Source organism: Streptomyces lienomycini (assembly GCF_027947595.1).
GTDB classification, from domain to species: Bacteria; Actinomycetota; Actinomycetes; order Streptomycetales; family Streptomycetaceae; genus Streptomyces; species Streptomyces lienomycini.
Map to the genome: position 1 here is coordinate 6643290 of NZ_CP116257.1, position 23956 is coordinate 6667245.

Consider the following 23956-nt stretch of genomic DNA (forward strand, 5'->3'; position numbering starts at 1 on the left):
GGTTGTCACACACATCCGGGCGGCTGCCCGGCGCAGTGTCAACGCGTGGCGCCCGCGCGAGTTGTGCCGCCAAAGGGGTGATCTCCCCGGAAACCGGCATTCACAAAGTCAACACACTTACCCGGTTTCACCGCACCAGTAGGGATAGCGGTTAGAGTCCCACACCGGTCAAGACATCCCTTTTGGGCCGCTTCGCACCAGCATTTCCCGTCCCGAGCCTTCTCCGTGAGCGAGGAAACGCGCATGCACCTGCCACCGACCGGATTACGGCCGCGGGTTCTGCACATCACCCAGCCGGCGGACGGCGGGGTCGCCCGGGTGGTGACGGAGCTGACGCGGGCTCAGCTCACCGCGGGGCTGGGCGTCGTGGTCGCCTGTCCGGACGGGAGCCTGGCCGAGCGGCTGCGTGCGCTGGGCGCCGACGTGCGGCACTGGTCCGCGACGCGCTCGCCGGGCCCGGCCCTGGTGCCGGAGGTCCGCCGGCTCGCCCGCGTGGTCGAGGACGTACGGCCCGACCTGGTGCACGCCCACAGCGCTAAGGCCGGTCTCGCGGGGCGGCTCGCCGTACGGGGCCGGATCCCGACCGTGTTCCAGCCGCACGCCTGGTCGTTCGAGGCGGTCGGCGGGCCCGCCGCGGTCCTCGCCCTCGGCTGGGAGCGGTGGGCGGCGCGGTGGGCGGCGCGGACGGTGTGCGTGAGCGAGGCGGAGCGGCTGCGGGGCGTGCGGGCCGGCATCCGCGGGCCCGCGACGGTCATCCCGAACGGCGTCGACCTGGACCGCTTCCACACCGACGCCCCCGGCACACCGGACGTCCCCAACGCCCCGAACACCCCGGACGCCCCCGGCCTCCCCGACGCGCCCGACGTCCCCGAAGGCCCCGGTGCCTCCCCCGGCCCGGCCCGCGTACGGCAGCGCCACGGCGTCGCCCCGCACGCCCCGTTGGTGGTGTGCGTGGGGCGGCTGTGCCGGCAGAAGGGGCAGGACGTCCTGCTGGACGCGTGGGAGCCGGTCCTCGCGCGGGTGCCCGGCGCCCGGCTGGTCCTGGTCGGCGACGGCCCCGACCGTGCCCGGCTGGCCGCGCGGGCCCCGGCGTCCGTGCTGTTCGCGGGCGCCGTCGCGGACGCCGCCGTCTGGTACCGGGCCGCCGACCTGGTCGTCCTGCCGTCGCGCTGGGAGGGCATGGCGCTGGCCCCGTTGGAGGCGATGGCGTGCGGGCGGCCCGTGGTGGTGACCGACGTGGACGGTGCCCGCGAGGGCCTGCCGCCCGCTCTCGTGCCGCACTGCCTGGTACCGCCCGAGGATCCCGCGGCACTGGCCGACGCCGTGAGCGCGCTGCTGCTCGACACGCCGCTGCGCGCGTCGCTCGGCCGCCGGGGGCGCGCACACGTCCGGTCCGGACACGACGTGCGGCACACGTCCGCGGCGGTCACGGCCCTGTACGGCGACCTCCTCGGCGGCGTACACCGCGCACCGGCCGCCGGTCCCGCCCCCGGGGCCACGCCCCTCGCGCACGGCGCTCCGTCCACCGAGGCGCCCGCCGCGCCTCGTCCCTCCCCCGGCGACAGGCCCGCAGGTGTGGGGCGGCCGGCCGTCGTGCCCATCGAGTGCAGGGAGTCCATCCAGCCGTGAGCGCGGAAAGCACCGTCCCCTCCCCCGCCGGCCAGTCGCGCGAACTCGGCCCGTCCCCCGTCTCCGTGCTGCCGCAGCGCGACGGCACCGGCACCCCCGGCTGCCCGCCGGGCGTCCGCGCCGCGGCCGGACTCCCCGCTGCCGCTGCTCGTCGCGGACGGCACGGCGGCCCTGCCGGGCTCACTGGCCCTCACCGGCGCCCCCACCAGCCGCTGCTCGCGGCCCTGCTGGTCGCGGCCTCGCTGCTGCTGCGCCCCGGCCGCACCCGGCCCGGCGGCCGTGCGGCGCGCTGGACGACCTGCCCGCCCTGTGCGGCCGGGTCGCGGTGGTCTGGCTGACGCTGGCGGCGCTCGTCGCGGCGTACTCCCCGCCGCAGGCGCTGTCCGTGCGCACCCTGGTCCTCGGCTTCCTGCTGCACACGGCGGCGGGCTGCGCCGGCCGGGCCGCCGTGCACCGCAGGCACCGTACGGCGCTGCTGAGCCGCCCCCGCGCGGCCCTCGTCGTCGGTCCGGCGGCGACGGCGCAGCGCGTGGCCTCGGCGCTGCTGCGCCACCCGCGCTGCGGACTCCGCCCGGTCGGGGTCGTCACCGACGAACCGGGCGGCGCCGCGGGCCTGCCCGTGCTCTCCACGGGCGAGGAGGCGCGGCGGGCGGTCGTGCAGAACGGCGTACGGGACGTCCTGATCGTCGCCCCCTCTGCCGCCCCGTCCGCTGCCCCCTCCGTGCCTCCCTCCGTGGACCCCGCCGTTCGGACCCGGCAGGCGGCGCTGCTGCGGGCGCTGGCCGGGGCGGGCTGCGCGGTGTGGGAGGTGGACGCGGAGACCCCCTCCCCCGCGGGAGGACGGCACCGCGTCGCCGGGTTCCCCTGCCGGCGTCTGGGCCCGGGCCCCCGGCGGCCGGGCGGCGCGGGCAAGCGGGTGCTGGACCTGACGCTGTCCGGGGTGCTGTTGCTGCTGCTGAGCCCCCTGCTGCTGGCCTGCGCGACGGTGCTGAGGGTGGTGGGCGGTCCGGGTGTGCTGTTCCGGCAGGAGCGCGTCGGCAAGGACGGCGTGCCGTTCACGCTGCTGAAGTTCCGCACCCACCGCCCGGCCGACGAGCACGAGTCGGCGACCCGGTGGAGCGTGGCGGACGAACGCCGGATGCCGTGGTTCTGCCGCTTCCTGCGGCGCACCTCGCTGGACGAACTGCTCCAGCTGTGGAACGTCTTCCGGGGCGACATGAGCCTGGTCGGCCCCCGCCCCGAACGCCCGTACTTCGTGGCCCAGTTCAGCCGCTCCCACCCCGGTTACGCGGCCCGCCACCGGATGCCGGCCGGGATCACGGGCCTGGCGCAGATCAACGGGCTGCGGGGCGACACCTCGATCGAGGACCGGGCCCGCTTCGACAACGCGTACATCGACGACTGGTCGCTGTGGCAGGACGTCTGCATCCTGCTGCGCACGGCCGTCGCGCTCGTGCGTCCCACGGGGAGCTGAGCGCGGTGAGCGGCCACGCCCTGACCCTGGGGACCGCCGGGCACCCGCGGCGGCTGCCGCCCGTGCTGGCCGTGGTCGCGGTCGTCGCCCTGCTCGCCCTGCCGCTGGGCCCGGACGCCGGGGGCGGCGCGCATCCGGCCGACGCGGTCTCCGCGCTGATGGTGCTGTACTGCGCCCTGCGGCTGGTGCGGGACCGGCGGCGCCCCCTGACCCGTACGGCCGCCGTGGTCCTCGGGCTGCCCGTCCTCGGGCTGGCCGTCGCCGCGGTGGGCGCCGTCTCGCCGGGGGCCGCGCTGACCGGCCTGGGCCGCTACCTCCAGGTCTTCGTCCTGGTCCCGGCCGCCGTGCTGCTCCTGGTCCGCGACCGGGCCGACGTGCGGCTGCTCACCTGGTCGACGGTGGGGCTCGCGGTGTGGCAGGGGGCGGTCGGCGTGCACCAGTACGTCACCGGGACCGGCGCCTCCTACCAGGGCGAGCGGATCCGGGCGGTGGGGACCTTCGGGGCGCAGGACGTGATGGGCATGGCGACCGTGGTCTCCTTGGGGCTGGTCTGCGCGGTCGGGCTGGCGCTGGGCCGGACACCGGTGCGGCACCGGCTGGTCGCCGCCGGGTGCGCGCTCGGTCTGCTGCTGCCGCTCGCCCTGTCGTTCAGCCGCGGGGCGTGGATCGCGACGGCGGTGACGTGCGCGGTGCAGTTGCTCCTGGCCGGGGTGCGCCGGGCGCTGGCGGTCGGGGCGGCCGTGGTCGCGGCCGCGGTGGTGCTGGTGGGCGGGTTCGGGGTCGGTACGGCGATGCTCCAGGAACGGGTCGCCAGCATCACCGAGGTCACCGCCGCCCCCGACCAGTCGGTGACCGACCGGTACACGATGTGGGCGGCGGCCTGCGACATGTGGCGGGAGCGGCCGTTGACCGGCGTGGGCCTGAAGGGGTTCCCCGAGCACCGCGACGCGCACGCCTCGCTGGCACTGTCCTCGGGCAGCGAGACCGACGGCGCAGGTGCCGGGTACCGCAGGCAGCCGCTGCTGTCCCCGCACAACATGTACCTGCTGGTGCTGGCCGAGCAGGGGCTGATCGGGCTGCTCGCGCTCGCCGGGAGCTGGCTGGCGCTGCTGGTACTGGCCCTGCGCCGGCTCCGTGGCGTGCGCCGGGCGCGGGGAGCGGTGCCGGACTGCGCGCTGGTCGCCTGCGGGCTGCTGGTGTGGCAGCTGACCGACTTCGCGTACGCGGACATCGGCGGGCCCTCGACCGTGCTGACGGCGGTCTGCTTCGGGCTGGCGGCCTGGTGGGCGCTGGGGTCCGGCGCGCGGGGGGTGGCGGAGCGGTGACGACGGCCGAGCCGCGCACGGCGCCAGGGGCGGGCGGTACGACCGTGCCCCCGGCCCGGGAGGCCGCGCCGGACGCGGTCGTCCCGGCGTCCGAGGGTCGTTCGTCGCGGGGTTTCCTGGCCCGCGCCGCCTTCGTGACGGCCGTGCTGTCGGTGGCCGGGTCGGTGCTCGGGCTGGCCCGGGACCAGGCGCTGGCCACGCTGTTCGGCGCGGGCAGCGAGACGGACGCCTTCCTGGTGGCGTGGACGGTGCCGGAGTTCGCGGCGACGTTGCTGATCGAGGACGGGCTGGCCTTCGCGCTGGTCCCGATGTTCAGCCTGGCCCTGGCCCGCCGCGCCCGGGGCGCCCCGCGAGACCCGGTCCGCGCGCTGGTCGCCTCGACCCTGCCCCGGCTGGCCCTGGCCTTCGCGGCGACCGGTGCGCTGGTCGCCGTCGCCGCGCCGGTGCTGGTGCGGGCCCTGGCGCCGGGGCTGCCCGACCACGCCCTCGCCGTGGACTGCACCCGGCTCACCGCCACCTGCGTCGTCAGCTTCGGGCTCGCCGGGTACTGCAGCGCCGCACTGCGCGCGCACCGGCGGTTCCTGGCACCGGCGGCGATCTACGTGGCGTACAACACCGGCATCATCACGGCGATGTTCGTGCTCGGCGGACGCTGGGGGGTGCGCTCGGCGGCGGTCGGGGTGGCGGTGGGCGGGGTCCTGATGGTGGCGGCCCAGTTGCCCTCGCTGCTCGGGCGGTTGCGGCGCCCGACGCCGGACGGCGAGCGGTCCCCGGGCCCCGAGGACCGGACGGCCGCCGAGGACCGGGCGACCGCTGAGGCCGGGACGGCCGTGGCCGACCTGACGCACACGGGCGACCGGAGATACACGCGGAACCAGACGCTCACGGACGACCGGACGAACCCGCAGAACCAGACGGTCACGGACGACCGGACGAACGCGGACGACCGGGCGAGCGCGAGGAGCCGCGAGCAGTCCCTCGCGCCGGCCCTGTTCGCCACCGTCCTGCTGTTCGCCCTGTGCCGCCAGTCCCAGGTCCTCATCGAGCGCTTCCTGGCCTCCGGGCTGCCCTCCGGGGCGATCTCGCACCTGAACTACGCGCAGAAGGTCGCCCAGATCCCGATGACGCTGTCCCTGATGCTGTGCACGGTCACCTTCCCGGTGGTCGCCCGCGCGCTGGCCGACGGCGACACCGAACGGGCGCGCGACCGGGTCGAGCGAGACGTGGCGCTGGCCGCCTGCCTGGTGCTGCTGGGCGCGGCCGTCGTCGTCGCCTGTGCGCCGCTGATCGTCCACCTGCTCTTCCAGCGCGGCGCGTTCACGGCGGCGGACACGGCGGCGACCGCGGGCGTCATGCGGGTGTATGCCCTCGGGCTGCTCGGCCAGACCGTCGTCGGCGCGCTGGCCCGCTCCTACTTCTCGGCGGGCCGCGCCTCCTGGTACCCGTTCGCCGCGATGGCCGCGGGCGTCGCCGTCACCGCCGCCGTCGGTGCCGGGGCCGTCGGCCCGTGGGGCGTGAGCGGCATCGCCGCCGCCAACGCCGCCGGCATCACCGTCGCCGCCGCGCTGCTGCTCGCCGGGATGGGGCCGCGCAGCGTGCCGGTACGGGTCCGGCGTGTCCTGGGCAGCCTGGGCCGGCCGGTGCTGGCGGCCGCGGTGGCGACCGGCGCGGGCGCGCTGGCCGCGGACCGGGTCGCCGGCCCCGGCGTCTCGCTGGCCGTCGGCGCCGCCACCGTCGGCGGTGTCTTCGTCCTCCTCGGCCTGGCCCTGGGCGTCCCGGTCCCCGGTCCCGCCCCGGTCCGCCCCACCCGGTCCGCCGTCCGCTTCCTCCGCCGCGACTCCCCCCGCCCCGACTCCGTCCGCCCCGTCACACGAAGGCATCCGCATGGCCGTTTCCGCTTCCGGTCCCCCTTCCGCCGCGACCGCTGACACCCGCCGCCCGCGCCGCCCGGGCACCGGCGCCGTCCCCTGGGTGGCGATGTACCACTCCGTCGGCGACTGCGCGGACGACCCCTACCGCGTCACGGTCGCGCCCGACCGGCTGGACGCGCAGCTGGGCTGGCTGCGGCGGCGCGGACTGCGCGGCGTGGGGGTCGCCGAGCTGCTGGCGGCCCGCGCCCGGGGCGGCGGCCGGGACCTGGTGGGTCTGACCTTCGACGACGGGTACGCCGACTTCGTCGAGCACGCACTGCCGTGCCTGCGCCGCTGGGGCTGCGGGGCGACCCTCTTCGTCCTGCCGGGCCGGCTCGGCGGCGAGAACGCCTGGGACCCGCTGGGCCCGCGCAAGCCGCTGCTGAGCGCGGACGGCATCCGCCGCGCCGCCGCCGAGGGCGTCGAGATCGGCTCGCACGGTCTCACCCACGTCGACCTCACCACGGCGGACGACGCCACGCTGACCGCCGAGACCACCGGAAGCAGGACCCTGCTCGCGGAGTTGACCGGCGGCGCGGTCACCGGGTTCTGCTACCCGTACGGCACGGTCGACGCCCGCGCCGCCGACGCCGTGCGCGCCGCCGGGTACGGCTACGCCTGCGCCATCGACCCCGGCCCGCTGACCGGCCCGTACGCCCTGCCCCGCGTGCATGTCGGGCAGAACGACACTCCCGTACGGCTGCTGCTCAAGACGCGGCTGCACCGCCTGCGCCGCCGAGCCGCGGCGGGGGTCTGACATGACGGATCCGATCCGCCGGAGGCGACCGACGTGAAGGCACTGCACATCATCACCGGTCTCGGCGTCGGCGGCGCCGAGCAGCAGCTGCGGCTGCTCCTGCGGCATCTCCCCGTCGACTGCGACGTCGTGACGCTCACCAACCCCGGCCCGGTCGCCGAGGGGCTGCTCGCCGACGGCGTGAACGTCGTCCACCTCGGTATGACCGGCAACCGCGACCTGGCCGCGCTGCCCCGCCTCGCCCGCCTCATCCGCACCGGCGGCTACGACCTCGTCCACACCCACCTCTACCGCGCCTGCCTCTACGGGCGTGTCGCCGCCCGCCTCGCCGGAGTACGCGCGGTCGTCGCCACCGAGCACTCCCTCGGCGACTCCCAGATGGAGGGCCGCCCGCTCACCCCGGGCGTGCGCGCCCTGTACCTGGCCGGGGAGCGCCTCGGCAGCGCCACGGTCGCCGTCTCCCCCACCGTCGCCGAGCGGCTGCGGCGCTGGGGCGTGCCCGCGCCCCGCATCGAGGTCGTCCCCAACGGCATCGACGTGGCCCGCTTCCGCTTCGACCCGGTCCGGCGCCTGCGCACCCGGCGCCGCCTGGGCCTGCCCGAGGGCGCGTACGTCGTCGGCGGCGTCGGCCGGCTGGCGGCGGGCAAACGCTTCGACGTCCTGGTCCGCGCCCTGGCCCTGCTCCCCGCCGACTGCTGGCTGCTGCTGGTCGGCGGCGGCCCCGAGGAGCACCTGCTGCGCCGCACCGCCCGCGAGGCCGGGGTCGCCGACCGCGTCCTGCTCACCGGTGAACGCCCCTACCTGCCCGACGGCTCCCCGGGCCCCGACCTGCCCGCCCTCGCCGCCGCGATGGACGTCCTCGCGTCGCCGTCGCCGGAGGAGGCCTTCGGCCTGGCCGCCGTGGAGGGGCTCGCGTCCGGGCTGCCGGTGCTCTACGCGTCCTGCCCGGCGATCGATGACCTGCCCCCCGGGTCCGCGCCCACCGCACGGCGGGTCGGCGGCGGCGCCGCGGAGTTCGCCCGAGCCGTCGCCGAGGTCCGCGCGTCCGGCGGCACCGTCCCCGGCCCGCGCACCGTGCCCGGGGCGGCCCGCCACTACTGCGTCACCCGCAGCGCCGCCCGGCTGATGGACGTGTACGCGAGCACCCTCACGCATCCGTTGTCCCCGCCCCCGGCATCCCAGGGAGTCAGTTCCGCATGACCGAGCCCCTCACCCAGTCCCCGTCCGAGCCCGCGACGGAGCCCGGGCCCGAGCCCCCGCCCGCCCGCGCCGCGTCCGGGCCGTCCTGCGCCGGGCCCTGCGCCGCCCGCGTCCCCTCCCGCGCTGGTCCGCCCTCGCGGCGGGCGTCTTCGCGGGCGGGCTGGTCGGCGCCGGGTACGGCCTGGCCGCCACCGCCCAGTACACGGCGACCAGTTACGTCGTCGCCGTGCCCACCGACCGGTCCGACCCGGCGTCCGCGCTGGGCTTCGCTCAGGCCTACGGCCGGGTCGCCACCCAGCTCGCGGTCCTCGGCGACGCGCAGATGTGGGCCCACGTGCCGGTGGCGACCCTGGAGGAGAGCGTCCGCACCGCGACCTCGCCGGACGCGCCGATGGTCTCGGTGACGGCCACCTCAGCCGACCCGGAGCAGGCCGCCGACATGGCCAACGCGGTCGCCCGCGCCCTGACCCGGCACGCCGAGGCCTCCGCCGACGACACCCACGTGGAGCTGCGGCAGTTCGCCCGCGCCACCGAGCCCACCGGGGCGTCCTCGGCGTCCGCCGCGGTGACGGGGCTCGTCGGCGCGAGCGCCGGGGGCCTGCTGGGCGGGCTGGCCCTGCTGGTCCGGCCGCGCCGCACGGCGCCGGAGCCCGGCCGCACGTCGGCCGCCGTACCCGGACCCGCCCCGGCGGCCGACGTCCACGGCCGGCTGTGACGTACGCCGGACCGCGCCCCGGGGCGCTCCCGCCCGGATACACGACCGAACTGGTCACCGACGAACGCGTCTTCGCGGCGCTGGCCCCGCGGTGGCGGCGGCTGCACGAGCGGTGCGCCGCCGCCACCCCGTTCCAGAGCCATGCCTGGCTGCTCTCCTGGTGGCGTTCGTACGGCTCGGCCGGCCGGCTGCGGCTGGTGCTGGTCCACGACGGCCGCGAACTGGCCGCCGCCGCGCCGCTGACGCTCGTACCGCGCCCGGTGCCCGCGCTGGTGCCGCTGGGCGGTGCGATCTCGGACTACGGGGACGTCCTGCTGGACGACGAGCGCGGCCCGGACGCGGCGACCGCGCTCACCGGGGCGCTCGCCGCGGCGGCCCGCACGGCGCTGGTCGACCTGCGCGAGGTACGGCCGGGCGCCGCCGCCGAACGGGTCTGGGAACGCTGGCGCGGGCCCCGCCGACGCCTGCCCGACTCGCCCTGCCTGGAACTTCCCGCCCTCCCGATGGACGAGCTGGTCGCCCGGCTGCCCTCGGCCAAGGCCAGGCAGCGGATCCGCGCCCAGCTGCGCCGGCTGGACGCGCTCGGCGTCAAGAGCCGCCCCGTCCTCCCCGACGAGGCGGACGCGGCACTGCGGCGCCTCCTCGACCTGCACCGTCTGCAGTGGCAGGGCCGGAGGGTGACCGGCGAGCACCTGCGCCCCCGGTTCCGCGAGCACCTGGTGCGGGCGGTGGCACCGATGGTGCGGGCCGGGGACGCGGTGGTCACCGAGTTCCGGATGGACGACGAGGTGGTGGCCGTGGACGTGACCCTGCTGTCCCGCGGGCTGGCCGGCGGCTACCTGTACGGCGCCCATCCCCGGCTGCGGGAGCGGAGGGCCGACGTGGCGGTGATGCTGCTGGAGGCGTGCGCCGAGCACGCCCGCGCCCCGGGGCGCGGCACGCTGAGCCTGCTGCGGGGCGACGAGCCGTACAAGCACCACTGGCGTCCGGAGCGGGTGCCGAACCAGCGGCTGCTCCTTGCCCGGCGTCGCACGGCCCCGCTGCTCGCGGCGGCCCTGTGCGACGCCGCCGCGCGCCGGAGCGGCAAGGAGCTGCTGCGGCGGCGCGCGGAGCGGAGGGAGCGCGGTGGCGGCGCAGGCACCTGACCGGCCCCGCCTCCGCCGCGTCCGCCGCCACCACGGCGATCGCCGCCGGGTCAGCGTCCGCCGTGCACGGCTACTCGGCGCGCGAGTACCAGTCGAGCCGCATGCACAGCTTCCCGCCGAGCCAGTGCTCCACCCAGTCGCCCAGTTCCAGCGGCGAGCAGTCGGCGCCGGGCTCGGGCGCGGTGGAGGGCACCGACGGCACGGGCGGCGCGGTCGGGGTGACGGGTGCGCCGGTCTCCGGGGCCGTCGGGACGGGTTCCTCGGTGCGTCCGAAGAGCACGGACCGGTAGACGGCGGTGGACCGCGGGTTGTCGTCGCACTGCCACACACCGTGCGGGCAGTAGTCGGTGACCGTGTTGTACACGGGTTTGTGCTCGTCCATCCAGGCGAGCATGCGCCGCATGTACGCGGCGTTGTCGCCGTTGCGGAACAGCCCCCACTCCGGGTAGGAGACGGGCTTGCCGTGCGCCTTCGCGAAGTCCACGTGCGCCTGGAGTCCGTAGGGTTCCTTCACCTGTTCGTCGAAGGACATGCCGCGCGGCTGGTCGTAGGAGTCCATGCCGACGATGTCGACGGTGTCGTCCCCCGGGTAGCACTGCGTCCACGGCACCGCGTCCCGGCCCCGGCTCGGCGCGAAGTCGAACCGGAACTTCTGACCGGGCACCGCGCGCATGGTGGTGACGATCCTGTTCCAGTACGTCTTCCACGCCTCGGGGTCGGGTCCGCAGCGGTGCGTGTAGGTGGTGCCGTTCATCTCCCAGCCCAGCACCAGGACGGTGTCCGGCACCTTGAGGGCGACGAGGCGTTCGGCGAGGGCGCGGAAGTGGTGGTCGAAGCGTCCGGCGGCGCCCTGGCGCAGCAGTTCGCGCACCTCGTCGTCGCCCACGTGCTCCTCGTTGCGCTCCATCATGGGCACGTTGAGGACGAGCATCCGGTCGGCCTCGCGGGTGCGCCAGTCGGCCCACACGTCGAGGAAGCCGGGGGCGCCCTCGATGTTGCTCCAGCGGTCACCGGGCAGGTAGGTGTGGCCGACGCGCAGTTCGGCGTCGCCCAGCCAGTGGCTGAGCGCGGCCATCCGGGCCACGCCGCGCGGGCCGTAGTCGAGGTACGCGCCGAACGCCGGGGTGGGTTCGGGTGCGGCCGGTTCGCCGACGGCGACACCGGGGCCCGCGGCCAGGAACGCCGCCGCCGCGATCGCCGCCGCCGCGGCGTACGCCGGTCGCCGCCCGGTCCGGGTCCGTGACTGCCGTACGACCATGCCGGCCCCTTTCGTCCTTCATCTCCGTGAATGGATCCCCCTGACTGACACCCAGTCATATGAAATGCCATCACGCCACCGCCGCTACGGCTTTCGAGTGCGTTGATCGCCCACATCGGTGAACCGAATCGGCAGACCTCTCGAACAAGATCGGACCGGCTCGGACCAGTTCGGACCGGCTCGGTCGGGCTCGGTCGGGCTCGAATACGAAAGAAGTGTCACGTGTCGCTGCTCGACACCCGTGTCCCCGCCGTTCTGCTGCGGATCGACCGGAACCCCTTCCACCACGGAACGCTGGGCGCCGTGCGTTCGCTCGGCCGCGCGGGGGTGGACGTGCACGTGGTCGCCGACTGCGAGCGGAGCCCGGTCCGCGCCTCCCGCTACCTGAGCCGGCTGCACACCCCGCCGCCGCCCGGTGCCTCCCCCGCCGAGATCGCGGCGGTCCTGCGTCAAGTGGCCGCCCGGCTCGCCCGGCCCGCCGTACTGATCCCGATGGACGACGCGTGTGCCATTGCGGTGGGCCGGGCACGGGCGGAACTGGCGCCCGCGTTCCTGCTGCCCGACCAGCCGGGCGCGCTCGCCGAACGTGTGGCCGACAAGGCGGAACTGGCCGCCGTGTGCGCGTCCCTGGACGTCCCGCACCCCGAGACCCTGGTCCCGGAGGGCGCGGCCGAGGCGGCGCGTGCGGCGTGGCGGCTGGGCCTGCCGGTGGTGGCGAAGTGGAGCCGGCCCTGGCTGGTGCCGCCGGGCAGCGGACTGCGCAGCACCGCGGTGGTGCGCTCGGCGCGGGAGGCCGGGGAACTGTACCGGCGGGCCGAGGAGGCGGGCAGCCGGCTGCTGCTCCAGGCGTTCCTGCCGCCGGGACCCGACCGGGACTGGTTCTTCCACGGGTACGCCGACCGCTCGGGCGTGATCCGGGCGGGCGGCCCCGGCCGCAAGACGCGGGCCAGGCCGCGCGGCGCCGGTTCGACGGCGGTGGGCCGCTGGACGCCGAACCCGCGGGTGCGGGCGCTCGCCGAGCGGGTCACGGCGGAGCTGGGCTACCGCGGCGTCTTCGACCTCGACTTCCGCCGCTGCGGCGCGACCGGCCGCTATCACCTGCTCGACTTCAATCCGCGTCCGGGCGCCCAGTTCCGGCTCTTCACCGACAGTGCGGGCCTGGACGTCGTACGGGCCCTGCACCTGGACCTGACCCATCGTCCGCTGCCCGAGGGGGTGCCGCGGCCGGGGCGTGCGTTCGTGGTGGAGAACCACGCGCCGCTGAGCGCTTTGCGCCCGGCGCGCGAGGGGCGCGAGCTGGCGTGGCACGCCCGGGACGACCGGGCGCCGGGGCGGGCCCTGTGGGCGCTGTGGGGACGCCACGTCGGCGCCCGCCTGCGGGAGCGCGCCCGCCGGAGCGACGCCCGCCCGGGCGCCGGAACCCCGGCCCGCGCCCGCGTCGTACGCCAGGCCTCCGCGCCGACGGCGGACCGCACCGGCCGCCCGGACCACCGGGGCGGCACCGCCCGCTCCGACCGTCCGGACGAGGACCGGGCGGGCAGCCGCTGACGCACCCCGACGCCCCCGGCGGCCCGTGTGGGCCGGCCGGGGGCGTCGGGGCGGGCGGGCGGGTCAGCGGCCGGCGGCGGCCCTGCCCCGGCGGTAGAGGATCGCTCCGCCCGCGATCAGCACGGCACCGGCGGCAGCGGCACCGAGCGTGCCCTCACTGCCGGTCTCGGCCAGGACGGGCGGCTGCTCCGTCCGGGGAGCCGGCGGGGTGTGCTCCTCCTCGGAGGGCGGCGGGGGCTCCTCCTCGCCGGTGGGCGGCGGCGGCTCCTCGTGGGTGGGCGGCGGGGGCTTCTCCTCCTCGCCGGGGGGCGTGGTCGGGGGCGGCGGCTCCTCCTCGCCGTAGCCGGGGGGCTCCTCCGAGGCGTTCTCGCACTCGTTGCCGAAGACCGGGTTCAGCGCGGCGATCACGTCGACCGTGTTGCCGCACAGGTTCACCGGCACGTCGACCGGGACCTGCGCGTTGTTGCCCGAACCGACGCCGGGCGAGCCCTCGGCCACACCCTCCGCGTCGGCGCCGGACGAGGACGAGGCCGAGGAGGAGGTGTCCTCGCCGTACCCGCCGCCGTACCCGCCGCCGTAGCCGCCGGTCTCCTCGTCCGAGCTGTTCTCGCACTCGTTGCCGAAGGCCGGGTTGAGCGCACCGACGATGTCGATGCTGTTGCCGCACAGGTTCACCGGCACGTGCACGGGGACCTGGACGGCGTTGCCGGACACGGCGCCCGGCGAGTTCGTGGCGGCCCCGTCCGCATGCGAGTCGGCAAGGGCGGGGCTGCCGCACAGGGAAAGGATGCCCGTCGCGGCGGCAGCCGCGACCATCCCCCTGCTCAGGGTCTGTCGCACTCTGGTTGTCTTCCTGCTTGTAGAGATGAGAGATGGCTGCAGAAAGGGGAAAAGCCGGCCCCGAACCAAACGAGTTGGCCAAGGCCGGCCATGACGCAGCCGGTCGGTGCGGTACGACGTCAGTCGTTCTCGCACTCGTTGCCGAACGCCGGGTTCAGCAGACCAACCACGTTGATGCTGTTGCCGCACACGTTGACGGGAACGTGCACGGGAACCTGGATGACGTTGCCGGACAGGACGCCCGGGGAGCCGATGGCGGCACCCTCGGCACCGGCGTCGGCGAAGGCCGGGGCGGCCATGCCGAGGGCCATGATCGCGCCCGCGACAACAGCAGCGCTCTTCTTCATGAACTTTCCCTTCTCTGCGGTCATGCCTGAATGACGGCCGAAACCGCGCGAGCACAGCATTGACGGCTCGCACCATGACCTGCAGCCTGCAAACGAGGAATTGACGGCCGGAGAAACTACCGAACGTGGGACACCCCGGAATTCACTCGGATGCCCCACAACTCGGTCCGGCCGTTCCCCCAGGAGAGCGACGACGTCCATCCGCTCCCCGACGAGTTCCCGACCGTTCACGGCCGGGCGGCCCACGCGGAAGTCAGCGGGCCGCCCGCGCCGGGCGGGGCAGGGTTCAGCGGCCCTCGCCGTTGGCCGACAGCACCGACAGGTCCTCGAGGACGTGCGACAGGGCGCCGTCCCGCTTGGCCTGCGTGGAGTTGTCCGCGCACTGCTGGTTCAGGTCGTCCGCCAGGACGTTGACGTCCTGGATCGGCACGAGGTTGATGACGGCGACGTTGATGTCCTCGAGGCCGACGCACGGCTTGTTCAGCGTGCCCTCGACCAGCGACAGCTGGGGGCTCATGTCGCCCTTGGTCGCCGAGTTGCCGAACGCCGACTCGGCGCCGTTGCCGTTGGCCACGGCCGGCCCGTTGTCGTCCCCGATGGCCAGGGCCTGGGGAGCGGCGGCAGCCGACATGCCGATCACAGAAGCGGCAGCCGCCGCGGCGACCATTGCCTTCTTGAGCACTTCGCGTTCCTTTCGTCGTAGCGACGCACTGTCCTACGGCCTCATCAACCCGATGCGCGATGATTGGTTGCGGGCGTTCACCCGGTTGGCCCGCACGGGATCTCAAAAACGCCGCAAAAACCGCCGGAACCCCGGAGGGACGGCGGACCCGTACACATTTCCCGTTGTCCGCCGACGGAGTGAACGGGAGAAACCCGACCGGAGTCGCGGAGTTGACCAGTGCGCTCCGGTGGACGGGGTTTCCTCAGAAAGGACTTGCCAGTGATCAAGAAGGTAGTTGCCTACGCGGCGATCGCCGCCTCCGTCATGGGCGCCTCCGCTGCCGCTGCCCCGCAGGCGATGGCGATCGGCGACGACAGCGGGCCCGTCTCGGCCAACGGGAACGGCGCCTCGCAGTACTTCGGCAACTCGATGACCACGGGCAACATGAGCCCGCAGATGGCGCTCATCCAGGGTTCGTTCAACAAGCCCTGCATCGCGGTCAGCGACGTCCCGGTCAGCGTCATCGGTCTCGTGCCGATCCAGGACCTGAACGTCCTGGGCGACGACATGAACCAGCAGTGCGCCGAGAACTCGACGCAGGCCAAGCGCGACGGTGCGCTGGCCCACCTCCTGGAGGACGTCTCGATCCTGTCCGCCAACGGGGAGGGCGGCGGGCGCTGACAACGGCCCCGACCGGGGGCGGGTCGCCGAGCACATCGGCGGCCCGCCCCTTTCGCGTGCCGTCAGTCGCGCTTCGGGGCCGTGTACAGCGCCTCGATGTCGTCCGCGTACGCGGCGACGGCCGCGTGCCGCTTGACCTTCAGGGACGGGGTCAGCAGTCCGTTCTCCTCGGTGAACTCGCCCTCGACCAGGCGGAAGGCGCGGATCGACTCCGCCCGGGAGACGGCCGCGTTGGCGTGGTCCACGGCCTTCTGGACGTCGGCGCGCATCCGCTCGTCGCGCACGATCGCGGACAGGGGGGTGTCGGCGGGCAGCCCGCGCACCGCCAGCCAGTGGGCGACGGCGTCCGGGTCGAGGGTGATCAGGGCGGCGACGAAGGGCCGGTTGTCGCCGACGACGAGGCACTGGGCGACGGGCGGGCGGCTGCGCAGACGGTCCTCCAGGACGGCCGGGGAGACGTTCTTGCCGCCGGAGGTGACCAGGAGGTCCTTCTTGCGGCCGGTGATGGTGAGGTAGCCGTCGGAGTCGAGGGAGCCGAGGTCACCGGTGGCGAACCAGCCGTCGGTGAGGGCCTCCTCGGTGGCCTCGGGGTTGCCGCGGTAGGCGCCGAAGACGATGCCGCCCCTGACGAGGACCTCGCCGTCGTCCGCGATGCGCACGGCGGTGCCGGGGACCGGCGGACCGACGGTGCCGGGACGGGGGCCGAGCGGCGGGACGATGGTGGCGGCGGCGGTGGTCTCGGTCAGGCCGTAGCCCTCGTAGACCATGATTCCGGCGGCGTAGAAGAACAGGTTGAGGTCGCTCTCCAGCGGGGAGCCGCCGCTGATGGCGTAGCGCAGCCGGCCGCCCAGCTCGCCCCGGACCCGGCGGTAGACCAGCAGGTCGTACAGGGCCCAGCCCGCCCACAGGCCGGGGGTGGGGCCCTTGCCGCGGCCGAGGAAGCGTGCCAGGTGTGCTCCGCCGAAGCGGACGGCGAGGCGGTGGGCGCGTTCGAAGGAGGCGCCGCGGCCGATCCTCTCGGCGGTCGCCCGTCCGGTGTCGTGGATCTTCTCGAACAGGTAGGGGACGCCGACCAGGAAGGTCGGGCGGAACGACTTGAGCGCGGGGCGCAGTTCGTCGGGCCTGATGCTCGGGAAGTGGCCGATCTCGATGCGGGCCAGCAGGCAGGAGATCTGGATGGTGCGGCCCAGGATGTGGGCCAGTGGCAGGAAGAGGAGGGTCGAGGCGGTCTGGCCGGTGACCTCCTTGAAGATCGGGTGCAGCAGCTCGACCGTGTTGGCGGCCTCGGCGTGCAGGTTGGCGTGGGTGAGGACGCAGCCCTTGGGGCGGCCGGTGGTGCCGGAGGTGTAGCAGACGGTGGCGACCGAGTCCGGGGCGAGGGCGCCGCGGCGCTTGGTGACCTCCTCGTCGCTCACGCCGAGGCCCAGGGCCGTGAGGTCGGCGAGCGCGCCGGCGTCGAGTTCCCAGACGCGCGGGCGCTCGGAGTGGTCGGCCGTGCCGGCCCGGACGGTGGCGGTGTGGGCGGCGGTCTCGGTGACGGCGTACCGGGCGCCGGAGTCGCGGACGATCCACTCGACCTGCTCGGCGGAGGAGGTGGCGTAGACGGGGACGGACTGGCCGCCGGCCGCCCAGATCGCGAAGTCCAGGACCGTCCACTCGTAGCGGGTGCGGGACATGACGGCGACCCGGCCGCCGGGTTCCAGACCGGCGGCGATCAGGCCCTTGGCCACGGCGGTCACCTCGTCGGCGAACCCGGCGGCGGTGACGGGCCGCCAGACGCCGTTCACCTCGCGGCGCAGGACCACCGCGTCGGGGGCCTCGGCCGCGTTGGTGAACGGGATGTCGGCGGTGCTGCCCGTGGTGGGCCGGGGTGCGAGGGGGGCGGTGCGGGCCTCGCGGACGGTGCCGCGAGCGTCCCTGACGGTCTCGGTCCTGGCGCGGGAGGCCGGGCCGCCGCGCCGTTTCGCCCGTTTCAGGTCCCTGCGTACGCCCATGACGGCTCCCGGTCGCGGTTGGACTGCTGCGGTGTCGCGTGCAACTGACCCATGAACTTACTTGGGAGTAAACTTACTCACGCGTAAGGAAACGTCAATGGGCGGACCGGACACGGTGCCGGGCCGGCCGGTCGGCCTGGTCCCGCGTCGGCTAGGACACCACGTCCTTGCGGGCAAACCCCCTGAAGGCCAGGGCGAACAGCACGAGCGCGTAGGTGACCGAGACGGCGGCGCCCTGGATCATGCCGGACCACTCCGGGTTCGGCTGGACGGCGTCCGCCCAGGCGAACTGCCAGTGCGCGGGCAGGAAGTCGCGCCAGTGGCCGAGCGCGGTCACGGCGTCCAGGACGTTGCCGACGATGGTGAGGCCGACGGCGCCGCCGACCGCGCCGAGCGGGGCGTCGGTCCGGGTGGACAGCCAGAACGCGAGCCCCGCGGTGACCAGTTGGGAGACGAAGATGTACGCCACGACCACCACCAGGCGCGTGGCGGCCGTGCCCGGGGCGAGCGAACCGCCCGTGGGGATGGCCAGCGGCCCCCAGCCGTAGGCGACGGTGCCCACGGCCAGCGCCACCAGGGGCAGCAGCACCATCGCGGCCAGGCTCAGCCCGAGCCCGACCGCCAGCTTGGACGCGAGCAGCCGGGCGCGCGGCACGGGCGCGGCGAGCAGGTAGCGCAGGGAGGACCAGCTCGCCTCGGAGGCCACGGTGTCCCCGCAGAACAGGGCGACCGGGACGACCAGCAGGAAGCCGGCCGAGACGAAGAGGTTGACGGCGGCGAAGTTGGCGCCGGAGGCGGTCGCGGTGTCCATGAGGGTGATGCGGTCGCCGGGGCCGTCCGGCTCGCCGCCGATCGCGAAGGCGGCGACGAGGACGAACGGCAGCGCGGCGAGGATCGCGCCCATGGCCAGGGTGCGGCGCCGCTTGAGCTGGCGCACCAGCTCCACCCGCAGGGGGAGGGTGCGGCCCGCCCGGTAGCCGTACGCGGACTCGGACACGGACGCCGGGTCGGGCGCGGGCCCGGTCGTGGCCGGCCTGGTGGGCGTGCTCATGCGGAACCTCCGATCAGGGTGAGGAAGGCGTCCTCCAGGCGGCGGTGCGGGCCGACCGACGCCACGGGCACCTCCAGCCGGACGAGTTCGGCGACCAGGGCGGGTGCGGTGCCGGTGGTGTCGAGGCGGACCAGGAGCCCGTCGTCGGTGTGGACGACCGAGGCGACGCCGGGCAGGGCGGCGACCTTGTCCACGAGCGGTTCGTCCACGGGCAGGTCGGTGCCGACGAGGAGGGTGTCGCCGGAGCCGATGATCTCGGCGACCGGGCCCGCCTGGACCAGCCGGCCCCGGTCCATGACCACGAGGTGCGTGCAGGACTGCTCGACCTCGGCCAGCAGGTGGCTGGAGACGATGACGGTGCGGCCGGCCGCCGCGTAGCGGATCATCACCTCGCGCATCTCGCGGATCTGGGGCGGGTCCAGGCCGTTGGTCGGTTCGTCGAGGATGAGCAGGTCGGGCAGGCCGAGCATCGCCTGGGCGATGGCGAGCCGCTGGCGCATGCCCTGCGAGTAGGTGCGCACGGCGCGGGCGAGCGCGTCGCCGAGCCCGGCGATCTCCAGGGCCTCGTCCAGATGGGCGTCCTCGGGCGGACGGCCGGTGGCCCGCCAGTACAGCTCCAGGTTCTCCCGCCCCGACAGGTGCGGCAGGAAACCGGCGCCCTCGACGAAGGCGCCGACCCGGGACAGCACCGGGGCGCCGGGCCGGATGGCGTGGCCGAAGACCCGGATCTCGCCGTCGTCCGGCTTGATCAGGCCCATCAGCATCCGCAGGGTGGTGGTCTTGCCCGCGCCGTTGGGTCCGAGCAGGCCGAGCACCTGCCCCTTCTCGACCCGGAACGACAGCTCCCGCACCGCGTACCGCTCGGCGGACCCGGCGTAGCGCTTGCTCAGACCGGTGATCTGCAGGGGCACGTCGGCGAGCGCGGGGGCGGGCGCGGGCGCGGTGGTGCGGCGGCGGCCCGTCCACAGCAGGATCACCGCGACGGCGGCACCGGCCAGGGGCAGCCACCACACCCAGGCGGGCAGCGGGGCGGCTGCGGTCGTCACGCCGGGCGCGGTGGGTACCGACAGGTCGCCCTTCAGGGAGACGGTGTACGTGGCCGGGGCGGCCGGGGAGGCGTAGCCGAGGTCGGTGGAGGCGAGGACCAGGCGGAGTCGGTGGCCCTTCTCCACCTCGTGGTCGATCGCCGGGAGGGTGACCGTGACGTCCTTGCCCGCCTCGGCGTCCTCCACGCGGACGGGGGCGACCAGCTGGGAGGGGAGCACGGGCGAGGTGCCGCCGGGGCCGACGTCGTACACCTTGGCGAACAGGACGGCGTCCTCGGCGGTGGAGCGGACGTGGACGGTGGCGGTCGGCGAGCCGGTGATCCGCAGGTCGTCGGTCATGGGGGCGGACTGGAAGGCGGCGTACTGGCCGGGGAAGTCCAGGGAGATCCCGACGCCGAGCGAGGAGAGCTGGGAGAGCCCTCCGCCGCCGATGCCGGGGAGGGCGGAGACGGCGGGCGGGTTGGCGCCGGCCGGGTTGTCGACGCTCTGCTCGCGGCCGCCCAGGGGCACGGACCGCTGTCCGTTCGCCAGACCCGGGTAGTGGTCGGCGCTCGCGCCGCGCAACTGGGCCTGTCCGTCGGTGGAGTCGACGCCTCCGGTGCGGGTGACGCGGAAGCCGGGGCCGGTGTCGGCGCCCTTGTCGTCCTTCAGGTAGCGGTCGAACCAGCCGTCGATGCGTGCCTGGACGCGGTCGTTCTCCAGGTCGCCGCCGTCGTGTCCGCCCGCGATCCAGTCGACGTCCACGGGGGCGCCGTTCGCCCGGATCGTCTTCGCCGCGGCGTCGGCCTGGCCGAGCGGGAAGAGGGAGTCGGTCTGCCCCTGCACGAGCAGGGTGGGCACCTTGATCCGCTCGCCCACCGCCTGCGGGCTGCGCTGCTCCAGGAGCTTCACGGCCGCGGCGTCGGGCGTGCCGGACTCGGCGACCCGCTGGTACATGCGGCACAGGTCGGCCTCGAACCGGTCGCAGCCGCCGCCGGAGTTGACGAAGATGCCGGCCCACAGCTTCTTGAAGACGCCGTTCGGGAACAGCGCGTCCGCCAGGTTCCAGTAGGTGATCGCCGGGGCGACGGCGTCCACGCGGGTGTCGTGCCCGGCGGCGAGCAGCGCGACCGCGCCGCCGTAGGAGCCGCCCGCGATGCCCACGCGGGGGTCGCCGTCCTTGTCCAGCTCGACCTGGGGCTGCTCCGCGAGCCAGTCGATCAGCCGGGACACGTCGGCGACCTCGCCGTCCGGCGCGTTCAGCCCGATCTTCCCCGTGGACTTCCCGAAGCCGCGCGCCGACCAGGTGAGGACCGCGTACCCGTCCCGGGCGAGGTCCTCGGCCTGCTCGCGTACGTCGTCCTTGCTGCCGCCGAAGCCGTGGGCGAGCAGGACGGCCGGGCGGCGGCCGCCGGATCCGGACGTGAAGTACGAGGTGTCCAGGCGCACTCCGTCGCCCACCGCCGCGACCCGGTCGGCGCGGCGCACCGGGGCCGGGTCGTCACCGGCGGCGGCCGTCCACGTCCCGGCGCCGGCGAGCACGACGACGGCGGCCGCGGCGGAGAGCATCCGCCGCGGCCCCCGTAGCAGCCCTCGCACGCGGGGCAGTCGAAGATCCATGCGTCAACGGTACGGGCCGCCGCCGACAACGGAGGCCCTCCCGGGGGTGAACCGGGGGCCCTCCCACGGACGTACGGTGCCGCTCGCGCGTACCACGGGCGCGGTAGACCGGTCGGGGCCGGCGGCCGCCGCCGTCCGTCGTCCGGACGCTGTCGGTGGGCCCCGGTAGTGTCTTTCGCACAGGTGAATCACAGGGACACGGCAACGGGTGGGGACTCATGAAGCTGAATTACACCGCGGCCTGGGTGGGGCTCACGGCGGTCGCGCTGGTCACGGCCACCGCGTGCGGCTCGGACGGCGCGAAGTCGGCGGCGGAGACCGCCGACCGGGCCGTGGACAAGGGGAACACGGTCGTGGCGGCCCTCACCCGGGCCTCCGACCGGACCGAGGAGCTGGGCTCCGCCGAGGTCAGGACGACGACCACGCTGGACGCCGCCGGCGGCGAGCCGGTCTCCATGGACGGCACGTACTCCTGGGGGGACGGGGCGGCCATGGACGTCGAGATGGACACCGCCGCCGCGCAGATGAGCGCCGTCCAGGACGATCCGACGACGCGGGTCGTCATGGTCGACGGCGCCTACTTCTACGACGTCGATCCCCAGCCGAGCGGCCCGCTCGCGGGCAAGGAGTGGATGCGCGTGGACGTCGCCGCCGTGACCGGCGAGGCGGGCGCCGACAACATGGCGGCCAACGCCGACCCGACGGCGGCGCTGCGCTACATGACGGCCTCCACGGAGGTGAAGGACCTCGGCGAGGAGACCGTCCTCGGCAAGAAGGCCACGCACTACCGGGGCAGCGTCGGCGCGGAGCATGTCGAGAAGTCCAAGCTCACCGGCGCCGAGAAGAAGGCCGCCATCGCCGCCCTGGAGGCGAGCGGCGGGAAGCTGACCTGCGACATCTGGGTCGACGGCAAGGACCTGCCGGTGCGGATCTCGCAGTCCGGCGCCGGGATGACCGTGCGCATGGACTTCGTGAAGTTCGGCGCCACCGAGAAGATCACGGCTCCGCCCGCCGCCCAGACCGGCGACCTCACCGAACAGGTCAGGGAGCAGCGGGACGCGGCGATCGGCCAGTGACCGCCGACGCCCCCGGTCCGCCCGTGTCGCTCGGCGGGCCGGGGGCGTCCGCGCCGTCTCAGTGGTTGCGCGGGAAGCCCAGGTCCACGCCCGCCGGGGCGTCGGCCGGGTCGGGCCAGCGGGTGGTGACGACCTTGCCGCGGGTGTAGAAGTGCGTGCCGTCGTTGCCGTAGATGTGGTGGTCGCCGAAGAGGGAGTCCTTCCAGCCGCCGAAGGAGTGGTAGCCGACGGGGACCGGGATCGGCACGTTGACGCCGACCATGCCGGCCTCGATCTCCAGTTGGAAGCGGCGGGCCGCGCCGCCGTCCCGGGTGAAGATCGCGGTGCCGTTGCCGAACGGCGAGGCGTTGATGAGGGCCACGCCCTCCTCGTACGTCTCGGCACGCAGCACGCACAGGACGGGGCCGAAGATCTCGTCCCGGTACGCCTTCGCCGTGGTCGGTACCCGGTCCAGCAGGGAGATGCCGATCCAGTGGCCGTCCTCGTGGCCGTCGACCGTGTAGCCGGTGCCGTCCAGGACGACCTCGCAGCCCTCGGCCGCCGCGCCCTCGACGTAGGACGCGACCTTGTCGCGGTGCGCCTTGGTGATGAGCGGGCCCATCTCGGAGGACGGGTCGGTGCCGGGGCCGATCTTGATCTTCTCGGCGCGCTCGCGGATCTTCTCCACCAGCTCGTCGCCGACGGCACCGACCGCGACGACCGCGGAGATCGCCATGCAGCGCTCGCCGGCCGAGCCGTAGGCCGCGCTGACCGCCGCGTCGGCCGCCGCGTCGAGGTCGGCGTCGGGCAGCACCAGCATGTGGTTCTTGGCGCCGCCGAGCGCCTGCACGCGCTTGCCGTGGGCGGAGGCGGTGGTGTGGATGTAGCGGGCGATCGGGGTCGAGCCGACGAAGGAGACGGCCTTGACGTCCGGGTGCTCCAGGAGGCGGTCCACGGCCACCTTGTCGCCGTGCACGACGTTGAAGACGCCGTCCGGCAGACCGGCCTCGGAGAGCAGCTCGGCGACCTTCACGGCGGCCGAGGGGTCCTTCTCGCTGGGCTTGAGCACGAAGGTGTTGCCGCAGGCGATGGCGATGGGGAACATCCACAGCGGCACCATCGCCGGGAAGTTGAACGGCGTGATGCCCGCGACCACGCCGAGCGGCTGCCGGATGGAGGACACGTCGACGCGGGTGGCGACCTGCGTCGACAGCTCGCCCTTGAGCTGCACGGTGATGCCGCAGGCCAGGTCGACGATCTCCAGGCCGCGCGCGACCTCGCCGAGGGCGTCGGAGTGCACCTTGCCGTGCTCGGCGGTGATCAGCTCGGCGATCTCGTCGCGGTGCGCGTCCAGCAGCGCCCGGAAGCGGAAGAGGATCGAGGTCCGCTGGGCCAGGGAGGACTGCCCCCAGGTCAGGTAGGCCTCCTTGGCGGCGGCTACCGCGGCGTCCACCTCGTCGACGGAGGCGAAGGCGACCTTGGTGGTGACCTCGCCGGTCGCCGGGTCCGTCACCGGCCCGTAGCTGCCCGAGACGCCTTCGGCGGTCTTGCCGCCGATCCAGTGGTTGACGATGTTCGTCATGACCGAGAACTCCTTCACAGAGGGCGGCGACGGGTCGAGACGTGCCGTGGGTGCTGCCGTGACTCCATCCCAGCAGCCGGGCACGCCGGACGCGCCCGACACTGTGTCTGCGGTTCGGGCGTCCACGTAGACACGT

20 protein-coding genes are annotated in these 23956 nt (G+C 74.9%); 12 read left to right on the forward strand and 8 right to left on the reverse strand.

Features of this window, described 5'->3' with window-relative positions:
- Positions 1–243: 243 nt before the first annotated feature.
- The 9 genes from BJ961_RS30320 to BJ961_RS30355 all read left to right on the forward strand — a co-directional run bounded on the left by BJ961_RS30320 (position 244) and on the right by BJ961_RS30355 (position 10155).
- A complete protein-coding gene (locus tag BJ961_RS30320; RefSeq protein WP_271415966.1) occupies positions 244–1629 on the forward strand; it encodes a glycosyltransferase in 1386 nt (461 codons plus the stop codon).
- A complete protein-coding gene (locus tag BJ961_RS36245) occupies positions 1626–1967 on the forward strand; it encodes a hypothetical protein (RefSeq protein WP_408648710.1) in 342 nt (113 codons plus the stop codon). The genes BJ961_RS30320 and BJ961_RS36245 overlap by 4 nt, the downstream gene beginning before the upstream one ends.
- Positions 1955–3103 carry an exopolysaccharide biosynthesis polyprenyl glycosylphosphotransferase gene (locus tag BJ961_RS30325; protein WP_408648711.1) on the forward strand — a complete coding sequence of 383 codons (1149 nt, stop codon included), beginning with the start codon at positions 1955–1957 and terminating at the stop codon, positions 3101–3103. Before BJ961_RS36245 ends, BJ961_RS30325 begins: the two co-directional genes overlap by 13 nt.
- A gap of 5 nt (positions 3104–3108) precedes the next feature.
- Positions 3109–4428 carry an O-antigen ligase family protein gene (locus tag BJ961_RS30330; RefSeq protein WP_271415967.1) on the forward strand — a complete coding sequence of 440 codons (1320 nt, stop codon included), beginning with the start codon at positions 3109–3111 and terminating at the stop codon, positions 4426–4428.
- Positions 4425–6356: a murein biosynthesis integral membrane protein MurJ gene (gene murJ / locus BJ961_RS30335; RefSeq protein WP_381159347.1), complete on the forward strand. Its 1932-nt coding sequence runs from the start codon at positions 4425–4427 to the stop codon at positions 6354–6356. Before BJ961_RS30330 ends, murJ begins: the two co-directional genes overlap by 4 nt.
- Before the next feature lie 49 nt (positions 6357–6405).
- Positions 6406–7095, forward strand: coding sequence for a polysaccharide deacetylase family protein (locus BJ961_RS30340; RefSeq protein WP_333782108.1), 690 nt, complete (start codon positions 6406–6408; stop codon positions 7093–7095).
- 33 nt (positions 7096–7128) lie between these two features.
- Positions 7129–8295: a glycosyltransferase gene (locus BJ961_RS30345; RefSeq protein ID WP_271415969.1), complete on the forward strand. Its 1167-nt coding sequence runs from the start codon at positions 7129–7131 to the stop codon at positions 8293–8295.
- 85 nt (positions 8296–8380) lie between these two features.
- Positions 8381–9010 (forward strand): YveK family protein, encoded by a 630-nt coding sequence (locus tag BJ961_RS30350; RefSeq protein ID WP_271417214.1) that lies wholly within the window; start codon positions 8381–8383, stop codon positions 9008–9010.
- Positions 9007–10155 carry a GNAT family N-acetyltransferase gene (locus BJ961_RS30355; RefSeq protein WP_271415970.1) on the forward strand — a complete coding sequence of 383 codons (1149 nt, stop codon included), beginning with the start codon at positions 9007–9009 and terminating at the stop codon, positions 10153–10155. The genes BJ961_RS30350 and BJ961_RS30355 overlap by 4 nt, the downstream gene beginning before the upstream one ends.
- A gap of 70 nt (positions 10156–10225) precedes the next feature.
- On the opposite strand, the gene BJ961_RS30360 is transcribed toward BJ961_RS30355, so the two are convergent.
- Positions 10226–11413: a glycoside hydrolase family 26 protein gene (locus BJ961_RS30360; protein ID WP_271415971.1), complete on the reverse strand. Its 1188-nt coding sequence runs from the start codon at positions 11411–11413 to the stop codon at positions 10226–10228.
- Between the two features lie 222 nt (positions 11414–11635).
- On the opposite strand from BJ961_RS30360, the gene BJ961_RS30365 reads away from it, so the two are divergent.
- The gene (locus BJ961_RS30365; RefSeq protein ID WP_271415972.1) at positions 11636–12961 is read left to right on the forward strand and encodes a carboxylate--amine ligase; all 1326 of its coding nucleotides are present in this window, start codon (positions 11636–11638) and stop codon (positions 12959–12961) included.
- A gap of 63 nt (positions 12962–13024) precedes the next feature.
- Here the strand turns inward: BJ961_RS30365 and chpA are convergent, their stop codons facing one another.
- The 3 genes from chpA to rdlA form a co-directional block, all read right to left on the reverse strand.
- Positions 13025–13801: an LAXTG-anchored chaplin ChpA gene (gene chpA / locus BJ961_RS30370; protein WP_271415973.1), complete on the reverse strand. Its 777-nt coding sequence runs from the start codon at positions 13799–13801 to the stop codon at positions 13025–13027.
- Between the two features lie 119 nt (positions 13802–13920).
- The gene (gene chpD, locus BJ961_RS30375; RefSeq protein ID WP_271417215.1) at positions 13921–14148 is read right to left on the reverse strand and encodes a chaplin ChpD; all 228 of its coding nucleotides are present in this window, start codon (positions 14146–14148) and stop codon (positions 13921–13923) included.
- A 286-nt stretch (positions 14149–14434) separates the two neighbouring features.
- Positions 14435–14830: a rodlin RdlA gene (rdlA, locus tag BJ961_RS30380; protein WP_271415974.1), complete on the reverse strand. Its 396-nt coding sequence runs from the start codon at positions 14828–14830 to the stop codon at positions 14435–14437.
- Between the two features lie 261 nt (positions 14831–15091).
- Between rdlA and rdlB the strand changes: the two genes are divergently transcribed.
- On the forward strand, positions 15092–15493 hold the full coding sequence (gene rdlB, locus BJ961_RS30385; RefSeq protein WP_271415975.1) for a rodlin RdlB: 402 nt from the start codon (positions 15092–15094) through the stop codon (positions 15491–15493).
- Positions 15494–15555: 62 nt separating this feature from the next.
- On the opposite strand, the gene BJ961_RS30390 is transcribed toward rdlB, so the two are convergent.
- The 3 genes from BJ961_RS30390 to BJ961_RS30400 form a co-directional block, all read right to left on the reverse strand.
- A complete protein-coding gene (locus BJ961_RS30390; protein ID WP_271415976.1) occupies positions 15556–17487 on the reverse strand; it encodes an AMP-dependent synthetase/ligase in 1932 nt (643 codons plus the stop codon).
- Between the two features lie 151 nt (positions 17488–17638).
- The gene (locus BJ961_RS30395; protein ID WP_271415977.1) at positions 17639–18538 is read right to left on the reverse strand and encodes an ABC transporter permease; all 900 of its coding nucleotides are present in this window, start codon (positions 18536–18538) and stop codon (positions 17639–17641) included.
- The gene (locus BJ961_RS30400; protein ID WP_271415978.1) at positions 18535–21183 is read right to left on the reverse strand and encodes a CocE/NonD family hydrolase; all 2649 of its coding nucleotides are present in this window, start codon (positions 21181–21183) and stop codon (positions 18535–18537) included. Before BJ961_RS30400 ends, BJ961_RS30395 begins: the two co-directional genes overlap by 4 nt.
- A gap of 218 nt (positions 21184–21401) precedes the next feature.
- Here BJ961_RS30400 and BJ961_RS30405 point away from each other — a divergent pair, with 218 nt between their 5' ends.
- Positions 21402–22259 carry a hypothetical protein gene (locus tag BJ961_RS30405; RefSeq protein WP_271415979.1) on the forward strand — a complete coding sequence of 286 codons (858 nt, stop codon included), beginning with the start codon at positions 21402–21404 and terminating at the stop codon, positions 22257–22259.
- Between the two features lie 58 nt (positions 22260–22317).
- On the opposite strand, the gene mmsA is transcribed toward BJ961_RS30405, so the two are convergent.
- The gene (gene mmsA, locus BJ961_RS30410) at positions 22318–23820 is read right to left on the reverse strand and encodes a CoA-acylating methylmalonate-semialdehyde dehydrogenase (RefSeq protein ID WP_271415980.1); all 1503 of its coding nucleotides are present in this window, start codon (positions 23818–23820) and stop codon (positions 22318–22320) included.
- Positions 23821–23956: the final 136 nt, after the last annotated feature.

What these genes read in the sequence shown, in the direction of transcription:
- BJ961_RS30320 (WP_271415966.1), top strand. Translation starts at nt 244, where the DNA reads ATGCACCTGCCACCGACCGGATTACGGCCGCGGGTTCTGCACATCACC.
- BJ961_RS30340 (WP_333782108.1), top strand. Translation starts at nt 6,406, where the DNA reads ATGTACCACTCCGTCGGCGACTGCGCGGACGACCCCTACCGCGTCACG.
- BJ961_RS30360 (WP_271415971.1), bottom strand. Translation starts at nt 11,413, where the DNA reads ATGGTCGTACGGCAGTCACGGACCCGGACCGGGCGGCGACCGGCGTAC.
- chpD (WP_271417215.1), bottom strand. Translation starts at nt 14,148, where the DNA reads ATGAAGAAGAGCGCTGCTGTTGTCGCGGGCGCGATCATGGCCCTCGGC.
- BJ961_RS30390 (WP_271415976.1), bottom strand. Translation starts at nt 17,487, where the DNA reads ATGGGCGTACGCAGGGACCTGAAACGGGCGAAACGGCGCGGCGGCCCG.
- BJ961_RS30395 (WP_271415977.1), bottom strand. Translation starts at nt 18,538, where the DNA reads ATGAGCACGCCCACCAGGCCGGCCACGACCGGGCCCGCGCCCGACCCG.
- BJ961_RS30400 (WP_271415978.1), bottom strand. Translation starts at nt 21,183, where the DNA reads ATGGATCTTCGACTGCCCCGCGTGCGAGGGCTGCTACGGGGGCCGCGG.
- BJ961_RS30405 (WP_271415979.1), top strand. Translation starts at nt 21,402, where the DNA reads ATGAAGCTGAATTACACCGCGGCCTGGGTGGGGCTCACGGCGGTCGCG.
- mmsA (WP_271415980.1), bottom strand. Translation starts at nt 23,820, where the DNA reads ATGACGAACATCGTCAACCACTGGATCGGCGGCAAGACCGCCGAAGGC.